Origin of the sequence: Rossellomorea aquimaris (assembly GCF_003315075.1) — a bacterium.
Classification (GTDB): Bacteria; Bacillota; Bacilli; order Bacillales; family Bacillaceae_B; genus Rossellomorea; species Rossellomorea aquimaris_C.
Map to the genome: position 1 here is coordinate 1 of NZ_QNRJ01000025.1, position 24,878 is coordinate 24,878.

Below are 24,878 nucleotides of genomic sequence, written 5' to 3' on the forward strand. Positions count from 1 at the left end.
ATATCTTGAGACGTCCAAGTAATAAAGAGAAGTTTCATTTATATGGAAGATTACCCGAGCTCTGAAATAGAGCCTAAACATAATATACGAGGAGGTAGTGATGGTGAAATTTGATTGGGATTGCAGAGATTATCATCTGTTTTCTACAAGTAATATTGAAAATAGAGTAAACGGAGATAAGTTATTCGTAAGCTTCTTGATGGAGATTGAAAATCAACAGAAAGACATGAAGGGCAGTTTTAGAATAAGTGAGATAGCTGATCTTATACCTAAAGGGACGGCAGGCATTCAAAATCATTCAACATATGGGTACTCCTTTATGAGCATGCTTAGCACTCAGAAATACAGAGATTATTTTGTTTTTGAAAATAAGAACATTCAGGATGAGCTTACAACTATCTGTAATAATAATTCCAGTAGAGACGATTATTATTGGAGAAAACATTATATTAATGAGAAAGTTAAGGTGAATCCGAAGTATATAAGGAGGCAACCAATGCCCACTCCCATCACCATCAGCAAAAATAATCAACTATTATATAAAGCTACTAATATTCAAGAAGCTGCTGAATACCTTGCTACTCATCTCAATATAAAGAAGTCAAAATGCTATGATCCAATCGAGAGGGGATATGTGTACAATATTCCCTACCAATTCGAAGGAGATGAGTATCGTTTTAAAGCGCCACCTGAGATTGCTGCTAACCGCCGCCAGGAACTAGAAGAAAGAGACCATAAGAATGCCCGCCGTATTTGGCTGGTACCTGCGAATCCAAACGAATATGACTTAGAGAGGGCTTTCAGTCATTTTAGTACTTTGGACTGGAAACGTTCCTTCAACTATGAAAATGGTGATATCCTATTTTTTTATGTTTCAGGTAGTGTCAGAAAGATCAGGTACAAGGTGGAAGTAATAGAGGGATTGGTTCAAACGTATGATACGATCTATGATCAGTCGTTTTGGGTAGATCAAGAGAAATATGATCAATCCATTGGCGGAGACAAGACGCGTGTCCGCTTGGTGGATGTGGTTGATACCGATGATTTATCTCTTTATCAATTAAGGGAGCATGGATTAAAGGGTAATATTCAGGGTTCCATGAAACTTACCGGTGAGCTCCGTGACTATATCATGTCGTTCTTTCAGAAGGATTTGTCAGCTGAGGTCTATCCTGACGAAGTGCCAGAAATGTGGGAAGGGAAGCGAAGAACGATTACTGTGAATTCATATGAACGTAATCCTCTTGCCCGCAAGCGGTGCATGGATCATTATGGCGCCGAGTGTCAAGTGTGTAAAATGGACTTTGAAGATACATATGGGGAAGTGGGGAGAGATTTCATTCACGTCCATCACATTACACCCCTTCATGAAATTCAAAAGGGATATAAGGTGGATCCGATAGAAGATCTTATTCCTGTGTGTCCGAATTGTCATGCGATGCTTCATAGAAAAGAGGATGGAGTGTATTTAACGGTAGTGGAATTGAAAGAACGTCTAAAAATAAAAGAAGTCATTTTATAAAAGAGAAAAAGAAAACCGCAGCTTACTCCCGTAGTAAGCTACGGCTTTCTCTCTTCGCCAACTTTATAACTTCCGTCACATCCGAACCCCTATAAACAGAAGTCCTTCTATTTTCATATGTAAAATAAACCTCCCCATAATCATGCTCACGGTTAAAGCCGACAATCGTAAAATTGTATGTTTGCTGACCTTTTAATAGGATCAATTCTTGTTTTTTGATGGTAATCCCCCCAATTAACTTCCAAGTCATGCTTCTGGCTTATTCTCTTTTTCTATTCTATCAATTTCCTGAAAAATCTGGTCAATACTAATTCCTGTATTATTATGTATTCTGCTTAGTGTTAGTGAGGTTGGAATACTTTCTCCTCTCTCGATCCTTCCGTAGCCTTCTTCAGACATTTTAGTGATCCAGGCAAACTCAGCCTGGGTCATATCCATTTCAATTCTTCTTCTTCTCAGTAGTTTCCCCAATAGTTCCGCAAAAGGTCTATTTTCTTCTTTTACCAATGGATTCTCCCCTTTTTAGAACCATTATCAAATCGGGGGAAATCATGTACCACGAACAGTAAGTAGGAATATTACAAATTATGTAAAATAACACTAAATTTATTTTTGTCACTGTTCTTTTTCAGAAGGAATTACTACATGCAGACGACTAATAGGGATATGGAAAATGGGAAAAAGTAACTGTTGTGTCCAACTTTGCTCTATGGACTCCCTAATAAAATGTTAAAATATAGATAATACAATCCATAGGAGGTCACCAACATGCCGACCTATAACAAATTGGTACGGGATAAAATCCCACAGATTCTTGAAAATAAAGGTAGGGAGTACTCGACAAAAATCCTTAACGATGAAGACTACATAAAGTATTTGAAAGAAAAAGCTTATGAGGAACTTGATGAATACTGTGCGGCTGAAACGAATGGGGAAGCTGTGGAAGAGCTTGCTGATTTGCTGGAGGTTATTAGGTCTTTGGCTAAGCAGCATGAATCTACATTTGAAGACGTAGAAGCAGTGCGGAAAGATAAGGCTGAGAAGCGTGGGGGATTTCAGGATAAGGTGTTTTTGATGGATGTGGAGGAATAAGTCATTGAATTTTCAAATAATCTACTATATAGATTATCAAAATCTGCCTATATATTGAGTGATGCACTATCTGTTATAATAAACTTTTGATTATTATTAAATTATTTAGCCTAAATAGTTGATCTTTTAGTCAATATTTATTATAATTAACTTAAATATATACCGAAAGGATGTTCGGTTTTGATAAATGTTATAGAATTATTTGCTGGCGTAGGCGGATTCCGAATCGGGTTGGAATCTGCTGGCGGTTTCGATGTAGTATGGGGAAACCAATGGGAACCTTCCAAGAAGGCGCAACATGCATTCGACTGTTATGCACGTCGTTTTGAGAATCAAGGAATACACTCCAATGAAGATATTAGTACGGTTGATGGAGAAACTTTCAAGAATCAGGATATCGACATGATTGTGGGCGGATTTCCTTGCCAGGATTACTCTGTTGCGAGAAGTTTGAGCGGGGAAAAAGGGCTTCAAGGTAAGAAAGGCGTACTCTTTTGGGAGATTACCCGGTTGATGAGGGAGACGAGTCCTAGATATGTGTTGCTTGAGAATGTCGATCGGTTGCTGAAGTCCCCTTCGAAACAACGGGGCAGGGACTTCTCCATCATGTTGGCGAGCTTCAGGGACTTGGGCTATTCAGTGGAGTGGAGAGTCATCAATGCGGCTGAATATGGACAAGCCCAGAGAAGAAGGAGGGTCTTCATTTTTGCCACTAAGAATGAAACTCCTTATGTAATTAATAGAAGAAGTTTCGATGAATCCCAGATGATACACGAGGAAGGCTTCTTTGCAAAAGCATTTCCGGTGAAAGAAGGTATTTCTGAGAAGAAAAAGCCTCAATCATTCATTATGAAGAAGGATCTTGTGGAAATTTCAGATGAATTTTCGATGAATTATTATAATGCAGGTATTATGAGGGACGATTTGGTCTATACGGAAGAAGTCACCCCTGTAGAAGAATCATCAGTTCCTTTAAAGGAAATACTTCAGTCTGATGTTGATGAAAGATATTATTTATCTGAAGCAGCCATTGAAAAGTTCACTTACTTAAAAGGTCCTAAAAAGATTGAAAGAACGTCAGCAACCGGACATAAATACGTCTTTTCCGAAGGGGGCATGGCATTCCCTGAGTCTCTGGACAAGCCTGGAAGAACGATGTTGACGAGTGAAGGCACTGTCAATCGGAGTTCCCATGTGGTGGAAGATCCACAGACAAAAAGGCTGCGTATCCTCACGCCGGTAGAATGTGAACGCCTGAATGGATTCCCCGATGAGTGGACGGAAGGTATGACGGACAGGATGCGATACTTTTGCATGGGGAATGCCTTGGTCGTCGGTTTGATAGCTCGCATGGGTAACCGGATATCGGAAATTGAGAAAGAAAACATAGATGGGAATCAAGTTGAACTTGATTTGGTGTTTTCGGAACCGGATGCAAAATAAGCAAAAGAACTCTCCTGACTTGATTAGGAGAGTTCTTTATTTATAATCCATTTTCGCTTCATTAATGAAGTCACTGATTTTCTGGATTGCGGTTTCAAATTCCCCGCGAATTTCATGTTCCCAAAGGCGCAAAATATACCATTCCTTTTCCTCGTAGTATTGAGTCACCTCCTTGTCACGTTCTTGGTTCCTGGTCAGCTTTTCAGTCCAGAACTCGACGTTTGATTTAGGTATCTTGCCATGAATCGGGCAAAGGTGCCAAAAGCAAGAGTCGATGAAGACCACTACTTTATACTTCTTTATGGCGATGTCGGGTGTTCCTTTTAATGACCTTACATTTCTCCGAATCCTGTAACCACGGCTCCACAATTCTTCAGTCACCATGTTTTCCAATTTCGAGACAGCTTTGATGGATCCCATGATTCTGCTTCTTTCCTCCGTTGTTTTAGGGTTCTTCATTTTAACGAACTCCTTTTTATGGTATATGTTTATACTACCTAGCTTTTTGCAGGGATAAACATAGGAAGCCATTAGATATCAAAGGAGAGGATTTTATTCAACATGAAAGCCACAAGAAGAATCTCCTGCGGCTTTTATTTTATTCATCATATAAAATTTTTTGTATAAATTCCCTATCCAACCAGTAGCTTTGTTTAGTGATCCATTGGCCATCTGGAAGTAATGTTTTATCTTTCCCATTACTGGCTTTGGGGCGGAGGTGGCTGACGCCGTTAAACGATGGTCCAGGCAAATTGTTGAAGACCCGTTTTCCTTTTGGAATCAATTCGACTCCCTCATCTACAACTTTTCTTAATTGCATCCATAAATCGTACAGTTCACCTTCGATGGTCTGCTGCGGCATATTCCAAAGTTTTATTCCTTCAAAATAAGGAATTCTTTTTACTTTTGGTTTATAGCTTTCGGTGTATCTAAATACTAGGAATAGGTACTTTTGCTCTGCAAACAGCTGATATAGTTCACTTTCTTCCCACTCTTCGACTATTACCGTATCAAAATTTACTTTCTTGAATGACATGTGTTCACGGATGCTATTGTCAGGTTCTCGGCCCACAGTCTTGAACTTGATGTTTGCTTTTGAAAATTCCTCGATTTCGTTGATATCGTTTTTCTTAACACCGAGCAGCCGGGCCATCAAATGAGGTATCATGGATTTGTTGCTAGGGTTGTACTTTATTCCTACTTCAGTGCATAATCGATCCACTCTTTTCCCGTAATGAGGCTTGAACCTCTCATTCAAAATTTCCTCCAGTGATTTTACTTGAAGCTCGCCTTTTTTTGAAAAGGATTCCATGTGTTCTGGTGTTAGATATTTGCGGATTAAACCTGTCATGTAAGAAGCCTTAAGGGAAAAGGCACGTTGTTTTGCCACCAATGCTGAATAAGGTTGAGGGCGGACGCTCAATTTGTTAGCACCTTTGGTAGATGCCGATAAATACATGGTATCTGCTTCCGATATCAAATGAGCCTCACCATTCCTGATTTTGGTAACGATGGTTTCCCAGTCCCGTCGCATCACTGCCAAGTCTTCTTCTGAGAAATCATTCAGGAAGGCTTTGAAAATTTGATAATCATTTATCTCTACATCCGGCTTGTATTGATATAACATAATCAACATTTTTGCTGCCTTACTCATGAATGAGGATGTCTCGAATGTCAATTTGAATTCATTCATGTAATCGATGATATTCAACACCAATCGCTCTTTTGCAGAATATGTACCATTTTTATTTTTCTTAAAGGGTGTGACTTTGAGTTCGACGCCCAGGTTTTCAAAGTCTGGTTTGGAGACCGAGTTTATTTCATATCCAAAGTAGCTTTCCTCGATGATGTTACCCAATGTCCCTTTAGATCGTAAGTTTTTTATTCTGCCAGTGGTATCTATTTGTCCAAAGGTTTTCCCTTCTGCAGCTTGTGCTTTGATCATCAATTCTTCTATCGTTTCGTATATCATTTATTTACTCCTCATTTGAAAGAATTTCTAGATTTCATATTTTTAATATTACTAGAAAAGTAAAATTATGTATATGATTTGGGTTTAAGGAAGCTAGAAGAATACTTCCCTTTTCCTCCCAATAGTATGCTAGTCTAGAGTCATAACTAACAATAAGTGGGTGAACACAATGCTCAACCTTACATACTATCAATCATTATTCAATGAAGACAATACCGAAATGAGGTGCCGCAGGGTCCTTGATGAAGTGGCTCCTCAAGTAAACAGGGTATTTGAACGATTCATTACTTACAAGGAAATCCCTTTGGGAGATAAGTTATACATCCGTAACTACGATACTACTTTGACGACAACTTATCATGATGCTCGGAATCCAACATATGCAGAAAAGAAAAAGAACTCTGATATGGGCAGGAAATACTTTGTGGGTCTATATATGAAATCCGATGAGAAGGAATACAACCTTTTGACACTAGAATTTAATGGAATTGATCAATCGTTATTGATGCATACGGAAATAAGCCTCATACCTTTTTGGTCCTGGTCCAGGAGTGGTGTCATCCGGGACGTGTTGTCCTCGATTCCTGATGAGTACTCGATTTTCACTGGATGGAAGGAAAAGTCGAGAGTGCCTAAAGAAGAATTTGAAGATTTTGTGAAAAGTTGTATCAAACCAAGAAAGAGGCCATGGTTCCAAGTAGGAAAGAGTATGGACCTTGAAGGACAGTTCGATGAGGAAGAACTGAGTGGATATTTACAGGAAGTCTGGGACGGGTTGAACGAATTCAGGGAATTCATCAATATGGAAATACAAACAGGACAGAGGGCTTGGACTGCATTAAAACAATTGTCTTCCATACGTGATATTGAAGAAACTCAACTGCTTGGACGACCTTATTCAGTAGAGGTTTCTTCTGTTGAAAACCTTAAATATCAAGGGAAGAGACAATCTTTTCAAATCAATGATGGAGATCAAATGATTACGAAAGGTAATATTGATTACCTTGATTATCATGACAAAGTCACCCCATACCAAACGATTCTCTTGAGGGTGGCAGGAGGCAACCAGATTTTCACCAATGTACGTGAGATCTTGGCTAATGGCACCAAGGAGTGGTGGATCAAGAAGCTATTTGCCACTCAGAGTATGGATAACCATGAAATCAAGGCGGAAGCCATGCGCTTGCTTCAGAAACATGGGATACAGGTGGAGGATGCTTCTTATTGTGTAGGCACATATGACAACGATAGTGAAACCTTCATTGAAGGGGCTCATCAGGTCAAGAAGAACTTTATTGATGCAGCTCTTCTGTTTGCCCATGCACGCAAAACGGTGGAGCTTCCTTCTGATAGTGTAAACAATGAATTGGAAATGGAAGGAGAAATTGAGCTTTCCGAAACAGAAACACTCGAGCCTAATTTCAGGTTCACAGAAATCCATGACATGATTGATAACAGTCAATTTACTTTTTCCAAATCGATTGTAAGGGATCTGCACTTGAATCTGACGGCGCTTGATGACAAGCATTTCGTTATACTAAGCGGAATTTCCGGGACTGGGAAAACACAGCTTTGCCGTTTATACGCCAATGCTGTATATGGGCTGGAGTATGAAAGTGAAAATCCATATTTCAGCATTATACCGGTCCGACCTGACTGGACTGATGCCAGTTCCTTGTTCGGGTACTACAGTTCGTTCGAGAAACGTTATGTGAAAACGGAATTCTTGAAAGTGATACTGAATGCATTGAAGGAACGGGAAAAGCCACATTTCATTCTACTGGATGAGATGAACCTGGCCAGGGTGGAGTACTATTTGAGTGATTATTTAAGTGCGGTGGAGTCGAGAAAAGAGATCCCTCTTCATCAGGATGAACATATAACAGATGTTCCTCACAAACTGAGCATACCGCCTAATGTTTATATACTAGGGACGATCAACATTGACGAGACCACTCACTCCATATCGGATAAAGTATTGGACCGAGCTTTTGTCATGACATTATCGGATGTGGACTTCACTTCCTTCTGGGAGAGGGTGGACCAGGACTTGAAGGATTCACTGTTCCAGGAATTCCTTCTACTGAAAGAGTTGCATGCCACATTGGCTGTATATGAGCTTCATTTTGGCTACAGGACCATGGGTGAGATGCTACAGAAACTTTACGCAAATCATCAGCTGGGACCGGATCATGCAATGGATTCCAATGAAGCACTCGATGGTGTGATTGCTGAAAAAGTGTTAACGAAGATTCGGGGGGACGAACGAATATCGGAAATGCTTATAGAATTGAATCGCTGGTTGACTGCCAATCTGGAAGGCAGTTCCGTCTCCTTGCAGCATGTGAAACGGATGCAAGAGGAGTTGGAGTACTATGGCGCCACTCAATTCTGGAGATAGATCATTGGAAGTATGGATGACTTCAGAGGGCTGGATTCCCTTTGAGGAAGCTTTTTTAACAGAGGCAACGGAATACAAGTTACGTTATGAGGGGGCTGGTATCGATTTAAGGATACATGGCGTACCGATACCTTTTCATAAGGAGGGGAACCTGTTCTTCACTTCACTCATGACTCCCTTCCAGAGCGGATCGGTACAAGTATTCCTCAATGGTAAGGAATATGAAACATTCATTTATCCTGATTCCCGTAAACTATCAGAACAGCAATTTGATGTAATGATTGAGGAGATATTAGAGGAAAGCAACAGCTGCTTCCAATTGAGCGGATTGGAGAGGGAAGTTTCCGTATCCGGTAAGAGCCTGGGAGTCTCCTGGACGCAGTGGATTTACATTGAAAGGTCCATGCAAAAGCTCCGTCAGATTTTTGCCCGTATCGAAAAACAGCCATTCAGTAGGCTAGTCAAGCTTCCGATCGTTCAGAAAAGGGAAAGGGTACAACAGGTTGAACAACCGACTTTACACTGGCTTGATAAGAGAGGGTACGGTGAAGATATTCCCCTCAATGTCGAGACGACCAAAACTTTCGAGACAGTGGACGTGTATGAAAATCAGGTCTTGAAGAAGCAGCTGTTTGACCTGACTACTCTCCTTAGGACATACATGAAAGTGGAAAGAGTGGACATTTCCAAGAAAGCGGCAACGTTTCATTCATTGATAAGAAGGTGGATCAACTCTCCTTTTCTACAGGAAGTTTCCATGCATCAAGGGACATACTCCGTCACCCAGAAATTCAGGAAACATCCTATTTACCGACAGTGGTATAAGTGGTTTGAGCAGCTATACAAGCATGATAGGGAAGGAATCGGTTTTGATTACCCCATTGCCATGAAGGATACTTTCGAATTATATGAGATGTGGTGCTTTTTGAAAATCGTCAGGATTTTGAGGGAGCTGAACCTGGTCGAAGAAACTAGTGGGTTATACAAGAAGACGGAAAATGGAATCTTTATCGACTTGGCCAAAAACAAAGAAAGCCAGATTACCCTACAAGGTGGTATGACTCTCTATTTTCAACGAACCTATCAGTACAAGACAAAAGAATTCTTCACGTATACTCAAAGGATGATTCCCGATATTGTGTTGGAAAATGGAAAAGAAATCATCATATTCGATCCGAAATACCGGGTGCCTGGGAACCTTGGTACCGCACTTGGCGAAATGCATAAGTACCGTGATGGTATCGTTCACAGAGAAACAGGGGAAAGAACTGTCCGTGAAGTGTATATTCTGACACCGACGAGGGATGGTTCAGTGGAAACATTGAGGTATTTTCAGGAAGGGTACCATGATAAATATAAAATGGGAGCATTACAGATGATTCCTGGATCTGGAAATAAGAAAATGCATCAAAAGTTATTATCGATTTTTAATAACGTGAAAGTTGATACTGAGTAAAGCTGCGACGGTCTAAGACCATGGAAGAGGCACCATGACCGAAGGCCGTACCTGGAGAGAATAGTGAGGAACAGACGACCATGTTGGATAAGAACGGTAAGGCGTTGCCGGTTGTTCGGATGAATATGTTGTTGGAGGATGAGGTGGAGAGTTCTTTGTATCATTATTTGATTGAGGAGTAACATAATATAACAATTATCTTCATAACTAATAGGAGATAAAAAAGGGGGTGGGTTAATCAGCTGTTTAACAGACTGTTGATCGTGCTCTCTTTTGAATTATTACTAAAAATAACTACCCCTATAATAAGCTCCAGATACTGAGTTTTGAGAGTGTCGTATCTGGTCCAAAGAAATGGCAAGCAGTGGTGCAATCATTGTCGGATTATTTAAGTACTTGAGAGATATTTATTAAACACATGATAAGTAAGTGGTAAAATAAGGGTGTGGATTCATATAGTGAATTATAACCTATTTTTTGAAGACTACAAAAGAATGAGCAAGTTAGGAGGGATATAGATTGAAAAAGCAGAAATCTCCAACCGTTGGCTACATTTTGGCATTTTTTCTAGGTATCTTAGGTATTCATTTATTTTATTATCGAAAATACATAAGAGGAGCATTATATTTATTATTTTCCTGGACCTACGTCCCAATGGTATTGGGATGGATAGATATGTTTTTTATCAAGAGGTGGACAAATGAATTAAACAATAATGTAATTGGACAACGCTCCAAAACATCCCCAAAAAATCCTGTTGATGTAAATGAGAAAAATTTGGTCACTCAAAGACCGGAAGCAGAAGACATAGCACCTTTTAAAAATCAAGGTGACACTGAAACTATTGAAATGCCTACTGAAAAACCTAATAGTCTTTCTATGATAAAAGATGCTTTTACATTTTACTCAGAAAAAGACATTGTATTACCTAAATACATCCATTTAAATACACCTATAGACATTAAAGCTTCCATTGATAAATTGAAGAAGCCAAAAAATAACCGATATGAAAAAAGTGGGATTGTATTCGAGGTATCGATATCGAGCTCTCATCAATCCTTTATTAGGGATTCTTTAAAACATTCGCAAACCAGAGGGATTGAGACGAAAGAAGTTCCGTTTCAATCGTATTGGCCAACATTTGAACATTTGGATAAGAAACAAAGAAAATGGTATTTCTATTGGAGAGAACAAGCCCTTAAAGGCCACTATTTGGATGTGGATTTAAGTTATATATTCATATTTGTCTATGAACTTATTAATTACTCTTTTAATATAAATGCCGCTTTTAATGTAAGTATGTTAGTCCGCCTAAATGAAGCTTATATAGAACGCCATCCTAAGTTGAATAAATATTTGAATGGATGGATTGCTGATATGCTATTTGAATTAAATGAACGAGAACTGGCGAATGAATTTGTAGAGGAGAGCTACAATACATCAGTACCAAGGCTATATACCCTCATTCAAGAAAATCAAGATTCTTTGGAGTCTATATCCATTACGTATTGGAAACCTTATATTAAGAATTATCGGGAGACGGAATTTTTTAGCAAAAACAAAAATAAAATTTATAAAAGTTTTAAAGAAAGTATCCCTTCATTAAAGAAATTATATGAAAAAGAGGGAAAGGGTTTACTTGCGGAGTGGTTCGAAATTAAAAACGAGCGTGAAGTACGTTACCTATACAGTGGGGCTGTCTTGGGTAGAGAATATCATGATACTCATGTGCAAGTGGAGAAGGTGTATGCGACGGAGGATTTAACGAAAGTTGTTTCAAATCTATTTCGTCTTGCGGAAAATGTCGTCCGTTCAGAAAATAATGAAAAACGGAATATCAAGGTGGATGAAAGTATATTGCCTGAGGATATGAAAGAAGTTATGGTAAAATCACGCTTTAAAACAGTTAAAAAGCGTGATAAGAGAATTAAGGGAAGTAAGATACCTGTACCACAGAAAGAAGAACAAACAGCAGAAAAAGAAGTGAAAAGAAATGAGATACAGTTTGATTGGGATGAAATAAGCCAGAAGGATAAGGAACTAAACCTCATTAAAGATAAAATAGAGGCGAAAGAAGCTAATGATCAGATTACTGGAGAAGATATTTCGGTTTCCCCAATTTCAGGTGCCGAAAATGACCAGAATAAGAAAGTCGCAGATGCAAGTAATGCTCAATCCCCTAAAGTTGACAATCAACAAGGAGAAAAAAGATCTTTTTCGGCTGATGTGATAGAAGTTGGAGAAGATTATGATGGCTTAGTTGAAGCTCTTTCTTCCTCTCAACAGGAGTTCCTTTCTTTAATAAAAGTCGGAGAAATACGCAAAGCTAAAGCAAGTGAATTTGCGAAACAGAATGGAAAGATGTTAGGGGTTTTCCTCTCAGAGATAAATGAGATAGCAATGGAACATATAGATGACACGCTTTTAGAAGAGAAAGATGACAAAGTAATTATCATAGAAGATTATGAGGAAGTTATCGATATGGTTAGGAGTGTTTTGATTGAAAATTAAAAAGAGAGATTCGACAGCGGTGTTAAACTCTTTATCAGGAGGTGTGGTCCCTGCAAGGGGTTTGCATCACATTATGGTTGGTAGAGCGGAAGAAGCTGATCAAATCTTAAAGGATCTAGAAAATGTAAAAAAGGGTTCTTCTATCGTGAAATTCTTCATTGGTCCATTTGGGAGCGGAAAGAGTTTTATACAAGCTTTGATACAACAAATAGCCTTTAATGAGAAGTTTATTGTTGCAAAAGCTGATTTCTCACCAGAGAGAAGGCTTTATGGAAGTGAAGGAAAGGCTGTCGCTATTTATACAGAGCTAATGAAAAATCTTGCAATCGCTACAAAGCCTGAAGGAAATGCACTAGGAACCATTTTAGAAAAGTGGATAAGTGATATTCAATCAAAGGTTGTTCGTGAAAAAGAATATGGTTCCGTAGAATTTGATAATCCTGAGTTTGTAAAAGATGTGGAAAAGGAAATTTCTTTAGTCGTGTCACAAATGGACGAATTAACTGGTGGTTATGATTTTTCGCGCATTCTCACAGCATATTTTAAGGGGTTCATAACAGATAACAGCGATATTCAACGTTGTGCTCTACGTTGGTTACGTGGGGAATATGGGACGAAAACGGAAGCTCGAGTTGACCTAGGAGTCCGTGATATTATTGGGGATAACAACTACTATGACTATATTAAGGTGATGGCTAAGTTTGTATCACAAATTGGCTATGCAGGGTTGGTTATTAACTTGGATGAGGCCATTAACCTTTACAAAATCACACATCCTCAAACGAGAGAGAAGAACTATGAGTCCATTTTGAAGATATACAATGATGCTCTTCAAGGAAACGTCCAGGGACTCTATATAACATTTGGAGGTACACCGGAGTTCTTGGAGGATGAACGTAAAGGACTTTTTAGCTATGGGGCTTTAAAGAGAAGGTTAGAGAGTAACAAATTCGAAACAAGTGAATTTAGGGATCTTTCTCAGCCTGTTATTAAGATAACGCCATTAAATCATAATGATACATTTCTTCTTTTATCAAAATTAACGGAGATTCACGCCGCTCATTATGGATATGATTCGTCGGTGTCAAAAGAGGAAATTGCGTCATTTCTGAAAATGGAATATAGCCGTCCAGGTGCAGAAGAGAATCTAACGGTTGGGGATATCATACGCAATTTCTTGGGGGCTTTAAGTATTCTTCATCAAAATCAGGATTATAGTAGGGAAAAGGTTTTCGGTAAGATCGAAAAAGAAGTCGTTTCTTCTAGGAACATTTCCTCTCGTTTTGCGAGCATGGAGGATGAATAATGAGTTCATTTAATCTCTTATCAAAGGCCATTCAGAAAATGGTTTGGAGAATGAAATGGGAATCCTTCACTCCTATTCAAGATATGGCCATACCAGAAATTATTGAGACAAAAAATGATATTATCTTATCCTCTGGTACAGCTTCTGGTAAGACAGAAGCTGCTTTTTTGCCTGTTTTGTCTCTTGTTGAAAAAGAAGCAGAAGAAGTACTTAAAGTAGTATATATCTCCCCTTTAAAGGCTCTAATCAACAATCAATTTGAGCGGATCGAATCACTTTGCCAGGAGACCAATATTCCGATTCATCGTTGGCACGGGGATATATCCCAGTCAAAGAAGAAGAAATTTATTCAAGACCCTGCAGGAATCCTACAGATAACTCCTGAATCAATTGAAAGTTTGTTTATTAATCGTACTGAACAATTAAAACATGTATTCAAAAATGTTGAATTCATTGTTATTGATGAAATTCATTCTTTTTTAGATGATGAGCGAGGAGTTCATCTAAGATCTTTGTTATCACGTATGGAAAGCTATACAGAAATGCGCCCTCGCGTTATTGGGTTATCCGCTACTATCGATAATTTCTCTTTCGTAAAGAAGTGGGTGAATCATAAACATTTGGATTCTGTATCTATCATTGAATCTCCTGACAGTGATAAGAACTTGCTTTATAGCTTAATGTACTTTGAAAAAGGAGAAAGTAATAAGAAAAAACTTGAATTATACGAAGATATCCGAGCATTAACGCGTGATCATAAAGCATTGATTTTTTGTAATAGTCGAGGAGAGGTAGAAGAAAAAACGGTCATGTTGAATCGATTAGCAGTTAGAGAAGGTAATGGTGAAATGTATTATCCCCACCATTCTTCTATTGATAAAAAAGAGAGAGAATTTGTGGAAAAAACTATGTCTGAAACCACCATTCCTAAGAGTGTGGTTGCAACAAGTTCCTTAGAGCTTGGTATAGATATTGGTAGTATAGATATTGTTATTCAGATTGACAGTACCTTTACCGTTTCCGCTCTCAAGCAACGATTGGGTCGATCAGGTAGAAAGAGGGACTCAAATCAAATGTTACAACTGTATTCAACTGATGAAGACAGTTTAATCCAATCTCTAGCTGTAATGGAGCTTGTTCGTGAGAAGTGGGTTGAGCCTGCCAAAGGGTATTTGTTACCTTATGATATTGTTTTTCAACAAATTCTTTCTTTATGTGAAGAAACTAACGGAATTACGCTTCGTGAATTGATAGATAAAATCAAATTGAATGATATGTTTTATGAATTAGACGACCAAAAGATTCGTCAATTGATTGACCATATGCTGAAGAATGAGCATCTTGAGCTCATCAAAGGGCCAAATGAGTTAATCGTGGGTTTTGAAGGAGAGCGCTTGGTTCGAGGAAAAGAATTTTACTCCGTTTTTATGAGTACTGAACAATATGATGTACTTGAGGGTGTGAAACGGATTGGCACGCTGGATAAGGTGATGTTTCTAAATGAAGGAGATAATATTATTTTGTCTGGCAAGTTATGGACCATAAAAATAATTGATCCCAAACGGAATAAAATATATGTAAATAAAGCCGTGGATGGGAAACCTCCTAAGTATACAAGTGGTGGGGTCAAAATTCACAAAAGAATTGGTGAGAAGATACTGGAGATACTTTGTACAGATCAAAGCTTTGGATATGTAGACGACAAAGGAAGTGCAGCTATAGAAGATATGCGTAGACCTTATCATTCTCACAAGGTATCACAGAATGAAAGAATCATTTGGAAGACAAGAACGGGTCAATTGTTCGAAACATATACAGGCACAGTAATCACTAACACCTTGGTATGGATGCTAAGAAGCATGGGGGTGAAAATTAAAGATAGAGATGGGTTAGGTAGAATAGAATTACCTCCTGATTGTAGAATAGAAGAAGTACTGAGGGGAATTGGTGCGAAGAATTGGAATCCCGAAGAACTAATTGAGCATACCAAGCAACCAGAAATATTTGTATCCAAATACTCTGAAGTAATACCAGAGTCTCTTAAATATGAAATGCACACTGCTCATGAAATTGATATTCAAGGAGTTAAAGAATATTTACGCGAGAATCGATTTAGAGTAATAGAATTATAAGAGGAAAAACTCTGGTTAACTTATTAAGGAAACGGGATTAGACGCTTAAAGCTCCCTAGCTTAAAGTGTCTAATCTATTTGAAGAAGATGGTGTGAGTTAAACTATCTAACATCTTTTTTATTTCTTCTTCTGAAAAGTTCGGATTATCTTCCTCTAATGCCTTCGATAATTGCTTTACCTCATCAGGGTCAGTCACTTGATAACCGGCATCTTGACTGACTTATTTTACTTCCATTAATAAGTACTTTCGTTTTCCTACTTGGAGACATATATTACCTGATTGAAATGATTTTAATTTTAGGTGAATTGAGCTCTGGAAACAAAAGGGTATATTGTGGAGAACTCATATAATGGACATTAGAAAATTATTGTGCAGCAAGGATCTTCATTTTTAGATAGTAAAAGTATATATAGTTGGCAGCATATTAAGAAAATACATATATATTATTCCTTAGTTAATATGACTGTTTCTTTTAGAGTTACAAAATGGTTAGAATATCACCACTTCTACGATAAGAATTATACGAATTAGAGGATTGTCTCCCTTTTTGTCGAATTAGATTGATGAAAGGGTGGAGTTGAGATGGGAATATTGACATCAATTCTAGCGTGGCTTGGTGGTGGAAGTATAGTTTTATTTGGTTTGTTTAAATGGATTGGGAAAATAACGAACGATCGTTTTAAAATCAAGTGGCAACACGAAAACCAAAAGGATATTGAGGGCTTTAAAGCTTTGGTAAGTAGTAATACAGAATTTTTAAAAGCTTCATTGGCATCATTAGCTAACGAGTATAGTACTGCACAAGAAAGAAGGTTAGTCGCAGTTGAGAACTTATGGAATTGTATAATACTAATTCGAAAATATAACAGTCCTATAATAAATTTTTACAGTATATTATTACCTAAGGAATATAAAACAGTATTATATGAAAATAAAGAATTTCTTGGGGTAGAACGAATATCTGAGGATACTTTATATGATCTTAACTTAAAAGTTGATAATATTGAACAACATAGACCTTTCATAGGTGAAAATCTGTGGAATTTGTTTTATTTATACAGGGCCTTTATGTTAAGGATGTGTTATCTATTTATTAAAGGTAGAAAAAAAGAGGATATAAAATCTTGGAGTGAAGATAAGCATTTGATAGAAATAGCTAATTATCTTCTGGGTGAGAAACTAAAAACTGTTGAAGTTTCTTCCTTAAGTTCATTGCAAACAATTATTGGTCTATTTGAGCAGAAAATCATTACTGAGATGGAAAAGTTAATATCAGGTAAAACAGCTTCTGAAATTAGTTTTAACGAAGCAAAAAAAATATTGGAATTAATAAATGAAGTAGATAAAGATAAGTATTAATTAATTTATTAGATTTAGTATTAATATATAGTAGTTAAGAATTTATATTCAACAGTCCTGCATTATTAAATAAGGTATTATATACAAGTTATGTAAAAAACTTGTATATAATGCCTTGATTTCTATTCGGAAAACATACTTACATAACAAAATTGCCATAGATAAAAAGGGGGACTCCCTTCTCATTCTCTTCTAACCAACGTTAACATTCACCAGTCCTTTTCCTTCTCTTTATACTGTACCGCTGAGGATTTCTCTAAATAAACGGATATACAAGCTACATCCTCCTGATGCTCTTTGCCGCCATCCTTAGGAATATAAAACTTCTCTTGAGACTTCCCATCCCCATCATAAAAAAGAAGATGTCTGGAAGTAGATACTACTTTTAGATTCTGACCAATCCCATGTTGTCGATTTCCAAGCAAGAAGGCATTCTGATCCTGGTCAAACACAATCTTGTATTCCTCACCGTTTGCTGGCTGGTATTTCTCTTTTAAACGTCGGGCTGATTTTTTCAGGGAAGCATGGATTCTGAAGCGGAAATAGAAATACAACACGAGGTGTACGACAAGGGATAAACCGAATGCCAATAGAGCTGGGAACATCACTTGCGATATAAATGCGAACATCACTGGGGAAGGTGTACTTGCTGATTCTTGAAATTCATGATTCCAGTACAAAAATAATACTGTAGTAATCACGCCCAATCCAATGTTTCCAAAGAAGTAAACTTTTCTAAAGTAGGGCATGTTTTTAAGGAGCTCATAGTATCCTTCATCAGACAGCTTGAATGTGAATGCTTTATTTTGCACATATGGTCCTCCTCTCTAATGGTCATTACTTTAAGTCTAGTTTATATAGATGAAAGTTCAAGTGTTTTCATGCCAATGAATTCTGATTGAATGGTGTATTCATAAGTTCATATGTCCTCCTACAAACATTCGGACCCCACCCGAATGTTTTTTTTATAAAAAAATTTCCCCAAAGGGTGTCCATTCCCTCCCCATTCCCCTATATAAAAGATGAATACAAACTGAAATAGGAGTGAATCAAATGAGCGGATGGAGAAAACTAGAAAAAGATATGGTGGAGACGGAAATTTTTCATCACCCGGAGGATATTCGAATGTATGTATGGATTCTGATACATGCCACTCATAAAGATGGGGTTCAGGTTGGGGATGTGGTTCTTAGAGAGGGACAGTATATCAGGTCGATCGGGAAGCTGCAGGAGGATTTGTGGTTTTACAATGGGAAGAAGAAGGATGCGTATGCGACGTCAAGGATCCAGCGTTCGATTAAGCGGTTGGAGAAGTGTGGTTGGTTGAAGGCGGAGAAGTTTAAGCATGGGTTTATCTTTACGGTTCGACCTGTGAAGGATCCGAAGTGTGGGGAGTATTTGAAGTGGATGGGGATCCCTATGGAAGTAAAAGGGGATGATGGATCCACTGATGACCAGCCTGATGAGGGGGCTGGTACCCTTTTGTCCTCGGTACGTGAATCAGATATGAAGGAGGAGCGAATGAGTTGTGAAAACAGACTTAAGAATTTAGAGAAAGAAGAGATAGTAGAGAACAACAGCATCAACACCACTGCCACTAGAGACGCTAAGGATGTAGATAGGCTGCAGGCGCTGATCGGGCATTTCGTTGGCAGGAGGGGGCGAGGCTTTCTGTTGACACCGATGGATCACGTGGCGATGGAGCGGATCAGCTTGAGTGAGTTGTCGACGGATGAGCTGATTGTGTTTATGGATGAGCAGTTTGACAAGCAGGAGAGCATCAATCCGAAGCTGACAATCAACAGTCCAAGGTATTTAGAGAAGGCCCTTGAGGCGTATATTTCTCCTCGGGAATCGATGCAGCACATAGATGACCTGCTGGACGGGCTGGAGGAGATTGTGACGGAGGCATGACGTTCAATGAATTCAAGGAGCTGGTGAAGATGATCCAGGGAGCTTACCCTCAGCGGCTGCTCAGTCGTGAGACGGCTGAGATTTGGTTTCAGCACCTGCAGAATTGTGATTATCACGGGGTGAAGAGGCGGATCGAAGCCCATATCAAAGTGAGCCAGTATATGCCGACAATTGCTGAGCTGTATGAACAGCCGGTGGAAGAAACGACGATACTAGAAACCATTCACATTTGGGAAAAAGAAGGAGCGGAACGAATTGAGAATGAACGACGAAACGAGTGGGCACGACCTGCACCACCCTGGGCACGATGAACAGCTGCTACGCGAGCTGCATGAAGCGGAAAGCATGATCATTGGAGCTGTACTTCTGGAAGCGGATATTCTGGATACACTGACCCTGGAGGAGAAGCATTTCACTCTGGTGAAGAACCGCCTGATTTTTAAAGCGATGAAGGGGCTTCAGAAGAAGAGGCTGGAGATCAATCTGGTCATGGTGGTGGAGGAGCTTGGGGATGACATTGAGAATGTCGGAGGGGTTCAGTTTCTCCTGGCCCTTGCCAACTACTGTCCGACGACGGTGAACATCGAGCAGTATGAGCAGATTGTCCTGAAGTATTACGAACTGAGCCTCATCAAGAACTCGGCCCATCACTTCCTGAACTCCTACACCCCGGAATCCGCACAGGGCCTCTACAAAGCACTCATCGACATGCACACCAACACGAATACAGACGAAGAAACGAAGGACGACATCATAATGGATCTCTATGAATCTCTTTACATGGAGAGGGACGGACTTCCCGGTGTCTCGACGGGATTCGAGAGCCTGAATGCACTGACGGGAGGGTGGAAGGAAGGGGAGCTTATCATCTTAGCGGCGAGACCTTCTATGGGGAAGACCGCTTTTGCGATTCAGCTTGCTTGGGAATGTACGAGGGAGAAAGGCGTGAGCATGGTGTTTTCCTTGGAGATGAGTTCGAGGCAGATCATGCAGCGACTTCTTTCAAGTATCACGGATATTAACATGATGAAATGGCAGAATCCGTATAAGTATTTGACGAAGGACGAGATGCCGAGGATGCATGGGGCGATGAACGCGGTGTACAAGGCGAAACTTGAACTCTCGCAGAATGGCATGATTACGTTGCCGGAGATCAGGCAGAGGATCATGAATCTGAAGCGGGAGTACCCGACGGAGCCGTTTCTCGTGGTGATTGATTACCTGCAGCTGATCACGGTGAAGGAGCGGTTTGACCGGCATGATCTGGCGATTGGACATATTACGAAGCAGCTGAAGGGGATGGCGAAGGAGTTTGGGATTCCGATCATTCTGTTGTCCCAGCTATCGAGGGGAGTGGAGTCCAGGGATGACAAGCGGCCGAGGCTGTCGGATCTGCGTGACTCAGGGAATATTGAGCAGGATGCGGATGTGGTGTTGTTTCTGTACCGGGATGATTATTACTATCCGGATTCGAAGAGCGGACAGGAAGTGGAAGTGAAGATTGCGAAGAACCGGAATGGGCCGGTGGGGACGGTGAAGTTGGAGTTTGTGAGGGAGTTTGGGCGGTTTCGGGGTGGATGGATGAAGCGGGAGCAGGGGGACGGTTGTGTTGCTTCGGTTTGAGTGGGGCGGGGGGACAGGTCCGTTGGCTAAGAATAAAATGATGAAAAGAGGAGGGATTGGGATGTTGGTGACGGAGTATGCGAAGGGGAATGAGTTGGATTTTCGGATGGAGAGTTTGAAGGTGTATGGGGTGTTGATGGGATTGTTGGGTGAGGAGCGGGAGAGGCGTGAGGATGGGTATGTGTTGGTGAGTTATCGGGAGTTGTGGGAGGGGTGTAAGGAGGCTGGGGTGTTGAGTGGGGTGGATCTGGGGTTTGCGGTGATGATGGATATGGTGGGTGTGGTGGAGGATGGGGGATTGATTTGGAGGGAGAGGGTTAGTGGGGGGAGTTGGGTAAGGAGTGTGGGCTGATGTGTTTCTGATAGATGAAAAAAGGAAGCATGAGACAGGAAAGAGTGGAGACGATCCGCACTCTACTTTTCTCTATTTTACAAAGAAAAAATCATGTCTGACTTAAGAGGCTGTCCTTAAAGTAAGCAGTTGCTACTTTGGGGACAGCCTCTTTTCCATTAATAGTCCTTATTCTTTTTTTACTCAAAGTATGTGTCCATCACTCGTTTGGAAATGGTCTTATTGATATAGGGATCGTGTTTCTGGTGAGACCATGGAACGACGGTTGCAAAGGCGATTTCAGGCTGGTCAAACGGTGCGTATCCGATCAGAGAGGTGTTGTAGGTTGGTTGTGCCTTCTTCATATTCGGACCTTTGTAAAACGCCTCTGCCGTTCCTGACTTACCGGCTGCATTGTAGGAGGCATCTTTGAAGAGGTTTGCCGTACCCTCTCTCCCGTGAAAGACCCTATAGAAGCCTTTTTGTACTTGATGGATTTCGTCTCGTGAGGCGTCTATGCGGTTCAGCACCTCTGGCTCCTTCTTATACACGACACTCCCTAATGAAGGTGACTGGTTGGAAGGTTCGCGCACCCCTTTTAACAGGTGAGGCTGAATCCGCTCCCCGCCGTTTGCGATGGCTGAAACGTACTGAGCCAGCTGCATGGGGGTGTACGTGTCGTATTGCCCGATGGCAAAGTCGAGAAGCAGTCCCGGGTGTTCCGCTGTTCCCTGATAACCCGGTGATTCACCGGGCAGGTCGATCCCTGTCGGCACGCCCAGTCCCATTTGGGCAAAATGCTCCCTGAATGTCCGGAAGGCGTCTCCCTTCAGTTGAATGGGTGCTTCCGGAACATATCTGCTCCCTGCAATCCGGAGTGCCACTTTCCACATATAGGAGTTAGAGGATTTCTCCAGTGCAAATAGATCAGAAATTCGGCGTGTACGCTGCCCCCATTCATTGAACCAGGAAGCCTTCTTTGGTGTTCCTTTAATATAAAGGGGTTCATCCACAATCCTTTCCCCCGGCTTGATTTGATTGGTCATATAACCGGTTAAGAGGGTAGCACCTTTCACAACGGACCCGGATTCATAGGAAGTGGTGTAGGTCCCCAAGGAATAATCCTGGAATTCGACTTCCCCATTCGGGAGGATTTCCTTCACTTTCTGGCCGACCATGGCTTCGATTTCCCCTGTGTACGGATCCATCATGACCACGAATGCCCGATCCAGATAAGGAGAACCCTTCGTACCGATATGTTTTGAAAGCTCTTCCTGTATGATCTTCTCGATCTCTTTTTGCAATTCGACATCAATGCTTAACACAAGGTCTTTCCCGCTGTGGCCCTTTTGGATGACCTTTGTCCCAATGACTTGCCCGTCTTTTATGATGTTTTTGACTTTCTTTTTTTGTCCATTTAAGAGGTCTTCATACTTTAATTCCAAGTAGCTGGTACCCACGCGGTCATTTCTGTCATAACCCTCCGCCAGATATTTTTGGAGGAGATCTTTAGGAATCCCTTCCCTGGTTGAAGACACATCTCCAAGCACAGAGCGGAGAGTGTGGTCAAGTGGATAAGACCTTGTCCAATCCGTTGTGACGTTCACACCCGGCAATTCGTCGAGGTGGGCACTCACTTGTGCATATTCGGTGATGGAGACCCCCTTGTTTTTAACGATTTGAGGGGAGAGGGCATACCCTTTGGAAATGTTTTGATAGATGGCTAGCATCTCATATTCTTCTCTCGTAAAAGAGGCCCATTCCCTTTCGCTGATTCGTTCCAGCATTAATTGATAAATCTTTTGGTTGGCTTCTTTGGTAGAAAGACCCTTCTCGCTTTGGATGCGGTCCACTTCGGAAGCGGACACTTTCTTGTCGGCTTCTGAAGGATTCATCCAGATCCAGAAATCCTTTTTATCTCTTTCTGTAAGTGACTCGATGTTCACGTCAATCATATCGGCTAACTTCTTTGAAACCTTCCGTAATTCTTCTTGACTCGTATCTGATGTCCGGGTATAGGTGATGGCCCTCTGTGGCTTATTGCCGACAATCAACTTCCCGTTTCGGTCATATATTTCCCCCCGAGGCACGGGTGAATTCACTGTCAGACTTTCCTTTTTCTCTACTACTTTTTCATAAGACTGTCCATTCACAATCTGGACCATGCCCAGTCTTACGATCAACATGCTGAATAAGAAAAAAACAGTCACAAATAGAATCTTCATCCGCTTAGGATAGACTTTCCTGTTCATTCGTCGTTTTTTGAATCTCTTTCTCATTTTTATCACCATTGTATTTCTGACTTATTACAATTAAAACAAAGGAATAACAAGAACCCAAGGGATATGCTGAAACGTTCATGAAATTGTTTCATCTATTACAATCCCGTTTCTGGAGTGGGTAGAGTGAGGACTGAAACCACTCTACTTTTTTCTTTTGATAGAAAGCCACGAGGACAGGAACCACGGTTTTTTTATAATAAAAAGGTCGAAGTACCAAAACTTTCTGAATTTTGATAAAATTGAAGATACCTAGAACAGAAGGCGAATGGTGCCCGGATGAGTATAGTGAAAGATTTCCTGCTGCAATTTACATTAATGGTTATTCCGATCTTCAGTTACTTTACGTTTATTCTGGAGAAGGTGAAAGAGGACCGGTCGATCAAGATGTTCATGACCATTTTATGGGGAGTGTCCATCCTATTGTGCATGTCCTTTCCCGTGGAATACGCTGGGGGGGCACGCCTCGATATCCGGTTTATCCCTCTGCTATTCGGGACGTTATACCTCGGAGTTCGGTCTGGCGTGTTTCTGTCAGCCTTAATCATTCTATATCGTCTGTCTTTCGGGATCAGCATGGGGGTCGTGACGACAGTCGTTGTGCTCATCATTATGCTCCCTGTCATTTTTTACGTTCAGCGATTATTTTTACGTGTGAATAGGGATCGAAGGATCATCATTGCAACGGGATTATCGTTCCTGTACTGTGTCTGCGGCATGTTGGTATTTGCGGGCATGAATGGATTCTCCATCCCTGTGTTGAAAGTTCAGGGTATTCATCTGCTTTTTACGATTGCCGTCACGTGGTTCTGTACTGTGCTGATTGATAAAATTCGTGAGATCCATCAGCTCAGGCTGGAGGTCCAGGACTCGGAAAGGTTCAAGGTGATCAGTGAACTCACCGGTGTGTTTGCCCATGAAATCCGCAACCCTTTGCAGGTGAGCAGGGGATTTCTTCAACTCCTCGATGAACCCGATCTCCCTTTTCGCCAAAAAGAATACATCAAGTTGTCGATTGAAGAATTAGATAGGGCCAATGAAATCATCCACGACTTTCTCGCTTTAGGCAAACCCTCCAACAGTACATATGGAACCATCAATGTCAGTGAACAGCTAAAACGTACAGCATCGCTGATTCAAACCTTTAATGTGAACCAGCAGGTTGAATTTCAAACCGACATCCAGGATCACTGCTGGATGAGAGCAGATCCCCAGAAGCTGAACCAATCCCTGCTCAATATTTTGAAAAATGCAGTGGAGTCCATGCCGAATGGCGGTACCGTGTCGCTTTCGTGCCATCAGACCGCCGATGGACACATCAGGCTTACGGTCAAGGACCAGGGAATCGGTATGAATCCAAAACAGGTCCAGCGCCTGGGATCTCCTTATTATTCTCTGAAGGAAAAAGGGACAGGCCTTGGGATGATGGTCAGCTATCAAATCATCCATTCCTTTAAGGGGAAGATCAGTGTGGAAAGTGAGGAAGGGGTGGGGACGGAATTTGTTATTGAGTTTCCGGGTGTTCGGACATGAAA

Annotated in this window: 20 protein-coding genes; 14 read left to right on the forward strand and 6 right to left on the reverse strand. The window is 40.6% G+C overall.

Annotation, left to right across the window (positions count from 1 at the left end):
- The first annotated feature begins 103 nt into the window (after window positions 1–103).
- Complete coding sequence (locus tag DET59_RS18990; RefSeq protein WP_258549741.1) at window positions 104–1,522, forward strand: HNH endonuclease; 1,419 nt, start codon at window positions 104–106, stop codon at window positions 1,520–1,522.
- Window positions 1,523–1,544: 22 nt separating this feature from the next.
- On the opposite strand, the gene DET59_RS18995 is transcribed toward DET59_RS18990, so the two are convergent.
- Complete coding sequence (locus tag DET59_RS18995; RefSeq protein ID WP_113971172.1) at window positions 1,545–1,772, reverse strand: hypothetical protein; 228 nt, start codon at window positions 1,770–1,772, stop codon at window positions 1,545–1,547.
- On the reverse strand, window positions 1,769–2,029 hold the full coding sequence (locus tag DET59_RS19000; protein WP_113971173.1) for a helix-turn-helix domain-containing protein: 261 nt from the start codon (window positions 2,027–2,029) through the stop codon (window positions 1,769–1,771). The genes DET59_RS18995 and DET59_RS19000 overlap by 4 nt, the downstream gene beginning before the upstream one ends.
- 261 nt (window positions 2,030–2,290) lie before the next feature.
- Between DET59_RS19000 and DET59_RS19005 the strand changes: the two genes are divergently transcribed.
- A complete protein-coding gene (locus tag DET59_RS19005; protein WP_113971174.1) occupies window positions 2,291–2,614 on the forward strand; it encodes a nucleoside triphosphate pyrophosphohydrolase in 324 nt (107 codons plus the stop codon).
- Window positions 2,615–2,794: 180 nt separating this feature from the next.
- Window positions 2,795–4,057, forward strand: a complete 1,263-nt coding sequence (gene dcm / locus DET59_RS19010) for a DNA (cytosine-5-)-methyltransferase (protein WP_113971175.1) — start codon at window positions 2,795–2,797, stop codon at window positions 4,055–4,057.
- A gap of 36 nt (window positions 4,058–4,093) precedes the next feature.
- On the opposite strand, the gene DET59_RS19015 is transcribed toward dcm, so the two are convergent.
- Complete coding sequence (locus tag DET59_RS19015; protein ID WP_113971176.1) at window positions 4,094–4,516, reverse strand: very short patch repair endonuclease; 423 nt, start codon at window positions 4,514–4,516, stop codon at window positions 4,094–4,096.
- A 139-nt stretch (window positions 4,517–4,655) separates the two neighbouring features.
- Window positions 4,656–6,029 (reverse strand): Sau3AI family type II restriction endonuclease, encoded by a 1,374-nt coding sequence (locus tag DET59_RS19020; RefSeq protein ID WP_113971177.1) that lies wholly within the window; start codon window positions 6,027–6,029, stop codon window positions 4,656–4,658.
- Window positions 6,030–6,198: 169 nt separating this feature from the next.
- On the opposite strand from DET59_RS19020, the gene DET59_RS19025 reads away from it, so the two are divergent.
- The 6 genes from DET59_RS19025 to DET59_RS19050 all read left to right on the forward strand — a co-directional run bounded on the left by DET59_RS19025 (window position 6,199) and on the right by DET59_RS19050 (window position 17,196).
- Window positions 6,199–8,430, forward strand: a complete 2,232-nt coding sequence (locus DET59_RS19025) for an McrB family protein (RefSeq protein WP_113971178.1) — start codon at window positions 6,199–6,201, stop codon at window positions 8,428–8,430.
- 4 nt (window positions 8,431–8,434) lie between these two features.
- Window positions 8,435–9,886: a DUF2357 domain-containing protein gene (locus DET59_RS19030; RefSeq protein WP_181778236.1), complete on the forward strand. Its 1,452-nt coding sequence runs from the start codon at window positions 8,435–8,437 to the stop codon at window positions 9,884–9,886.
- A gap of 519 nt (window positions 9,887–10,405) precedes the next feature.
- Window positions 10,406–12,397 (forward strand): TerB N-terminal domain-containing protein, encoded by a 1,992-nt coding sequence (locus DET59_RS19035; protein WP_113971180.1) that lies wholly within the window; start codon window positions 10,406–10,408, stop codon window positions 12,395–12,397.
- Complete coding sequence (locus DET59_RS19040; RefSeq protein ID WP_113971181.1) at window positions 12,387–13,703, forward strand: ATP-binding protein; 1,317 nt, start codon at window positions 12,387–12,389, stop codon at window positions 13,701–13,703. Before DET59_RS19035 ends, DET59_RS19040 begins: the two co-directional genes overlap by 11 nt.
- Window positions 13,703–15,835 carry a DEAD/DEAH box helicase gene (locus DET59_RS19045; protein ID WP_181778237.1) on the forward strand — a complete coding sequence of 711 codons (2,133 nt, stop codon included), beginning with the start codon at window positions 13,703–13,705 and terminating at the stop codon, window positions 15,833–15,835. The genes DET59_RS19040 and DET59_RS19045 overlap by 1 nt, the downstream gene beginning before the upstream one ends.
- Before the next feature lie 584 nt (window positions 15,836–16,419).
- A complete protein-coding gene (locus DET59_RS19050; RefSeq protein ID WP_113971183.1) occupies window positions 16,420–17,196 on the forward strand; it encodes a hypothetical protein in 777 nt (258 codons plus the stop codon).
- 209 nt (window positions 17,197–17,405) lie between these two features.
- Here the strand turns inward: DET59_RS19050 and DET59_RS19055 are convergent, their stop codons facing one another.
- On the reverse strand, window positions 17,406–18,008 hold the full coding sequence (locus tag DET59_RS19055; RefSeq protein WP_113971184.1) for a hypothetical protein: 603 nt from the start codon (window positions 18,006–18,008) through the stop codon (window positions 17,406–17,408).
- Between the two features lie 241 nt (window positions 18,009–18,249).
- Between DET59_RS19055 and DET59_RS19060 the strand changes: the two genes are divergently transcribed.
- The 4 genes from DET59_RS19060 to DET59_RS19075 are packed head-to-tail and all read left to right on the forward strand — an operon-like array spanning window position 18,250 to window position 21,085.
- Complete coding sequence (locus DET59_RS19060) at window positions 18,250–19,110, forward strand: hypothetical protein (RefSeq protein ID WP_113971185.1); 861 nt, start codon at window positions 18,250–18,252, stop codon at window positions 19,108–19,110.
- On the forward strand, window positions 19,107–19,421 hold the full coding sequence (locus tag DET59_RS19065) for a replicative helicase loader/inhibitor (RefSeq protein WP_113971186.1): 315 nt from the start codon (window positions 19,107–19,109) through the stop codon (window positions 19,419–19,421). Before DET59_RS19060 ends, DET59_RS19065 begins: the two co-directional genes overlap by 4 nt.
- Window positions 19,372–20,733, forward strand: a complete 1,362-nt coding sequence (locus DET59_RS19070; protein WP_258549744.1) for a replicative DNA helicase — start codon at window positions 19,372–19,374, stop codon at window positions 20,731–20,733. Before DET59_RS19065 ends, DET59_RS19070 begins: the two co-directional genes overlap by 50 nt.
- Window positions 20,717–21,085, forward strand: a complete 369-nt coding sequence (locus tag DET59_RS19075) for a hypothetical protein (protein ID WP_142675612.1) — start codon at window positions 20,717–20,719, stop codon at window positions 21,083–21,085. Before DET59_RS19070 ends, DET59_RS19075 begins: the two co-directional genes overlap by 17 nt.
- Before the next feature lie 179 nt (window positions 21,086–21,264).
- Here DET59_RS19075 and DET59_RS19080 read toward each other — a convergent pair whose 3' ends face one another.
- Entirely contained in the window at window positions 21,265–23,343 is a 2,079-nt protein-coding gene (locus DET59_RS19080) for a peptidoglycan D,D-transpeptidase FtsI family protein (protein WP_181778238.1), read from the reverse strand.
- A gap of 279 nt (window positions 23,344–23,622) precedes the next feature.
- Between DET59_RS19080 and DET59_RS19085 the strand changes: the two genes are divergently transcribed.
- Window positions 23,623–24,876, forward strand: a complete 1,254-nt coding sequence (locus DET59_RS19085) for an ATP-binding protein (RefSeq protein WP_113971190.1) — start codon at window positions 23,623–23,625, stop codon at window positions 24,874–24,876.
- Window positions 24,877–24,878 lie beyond the last annotated feature (2 nt).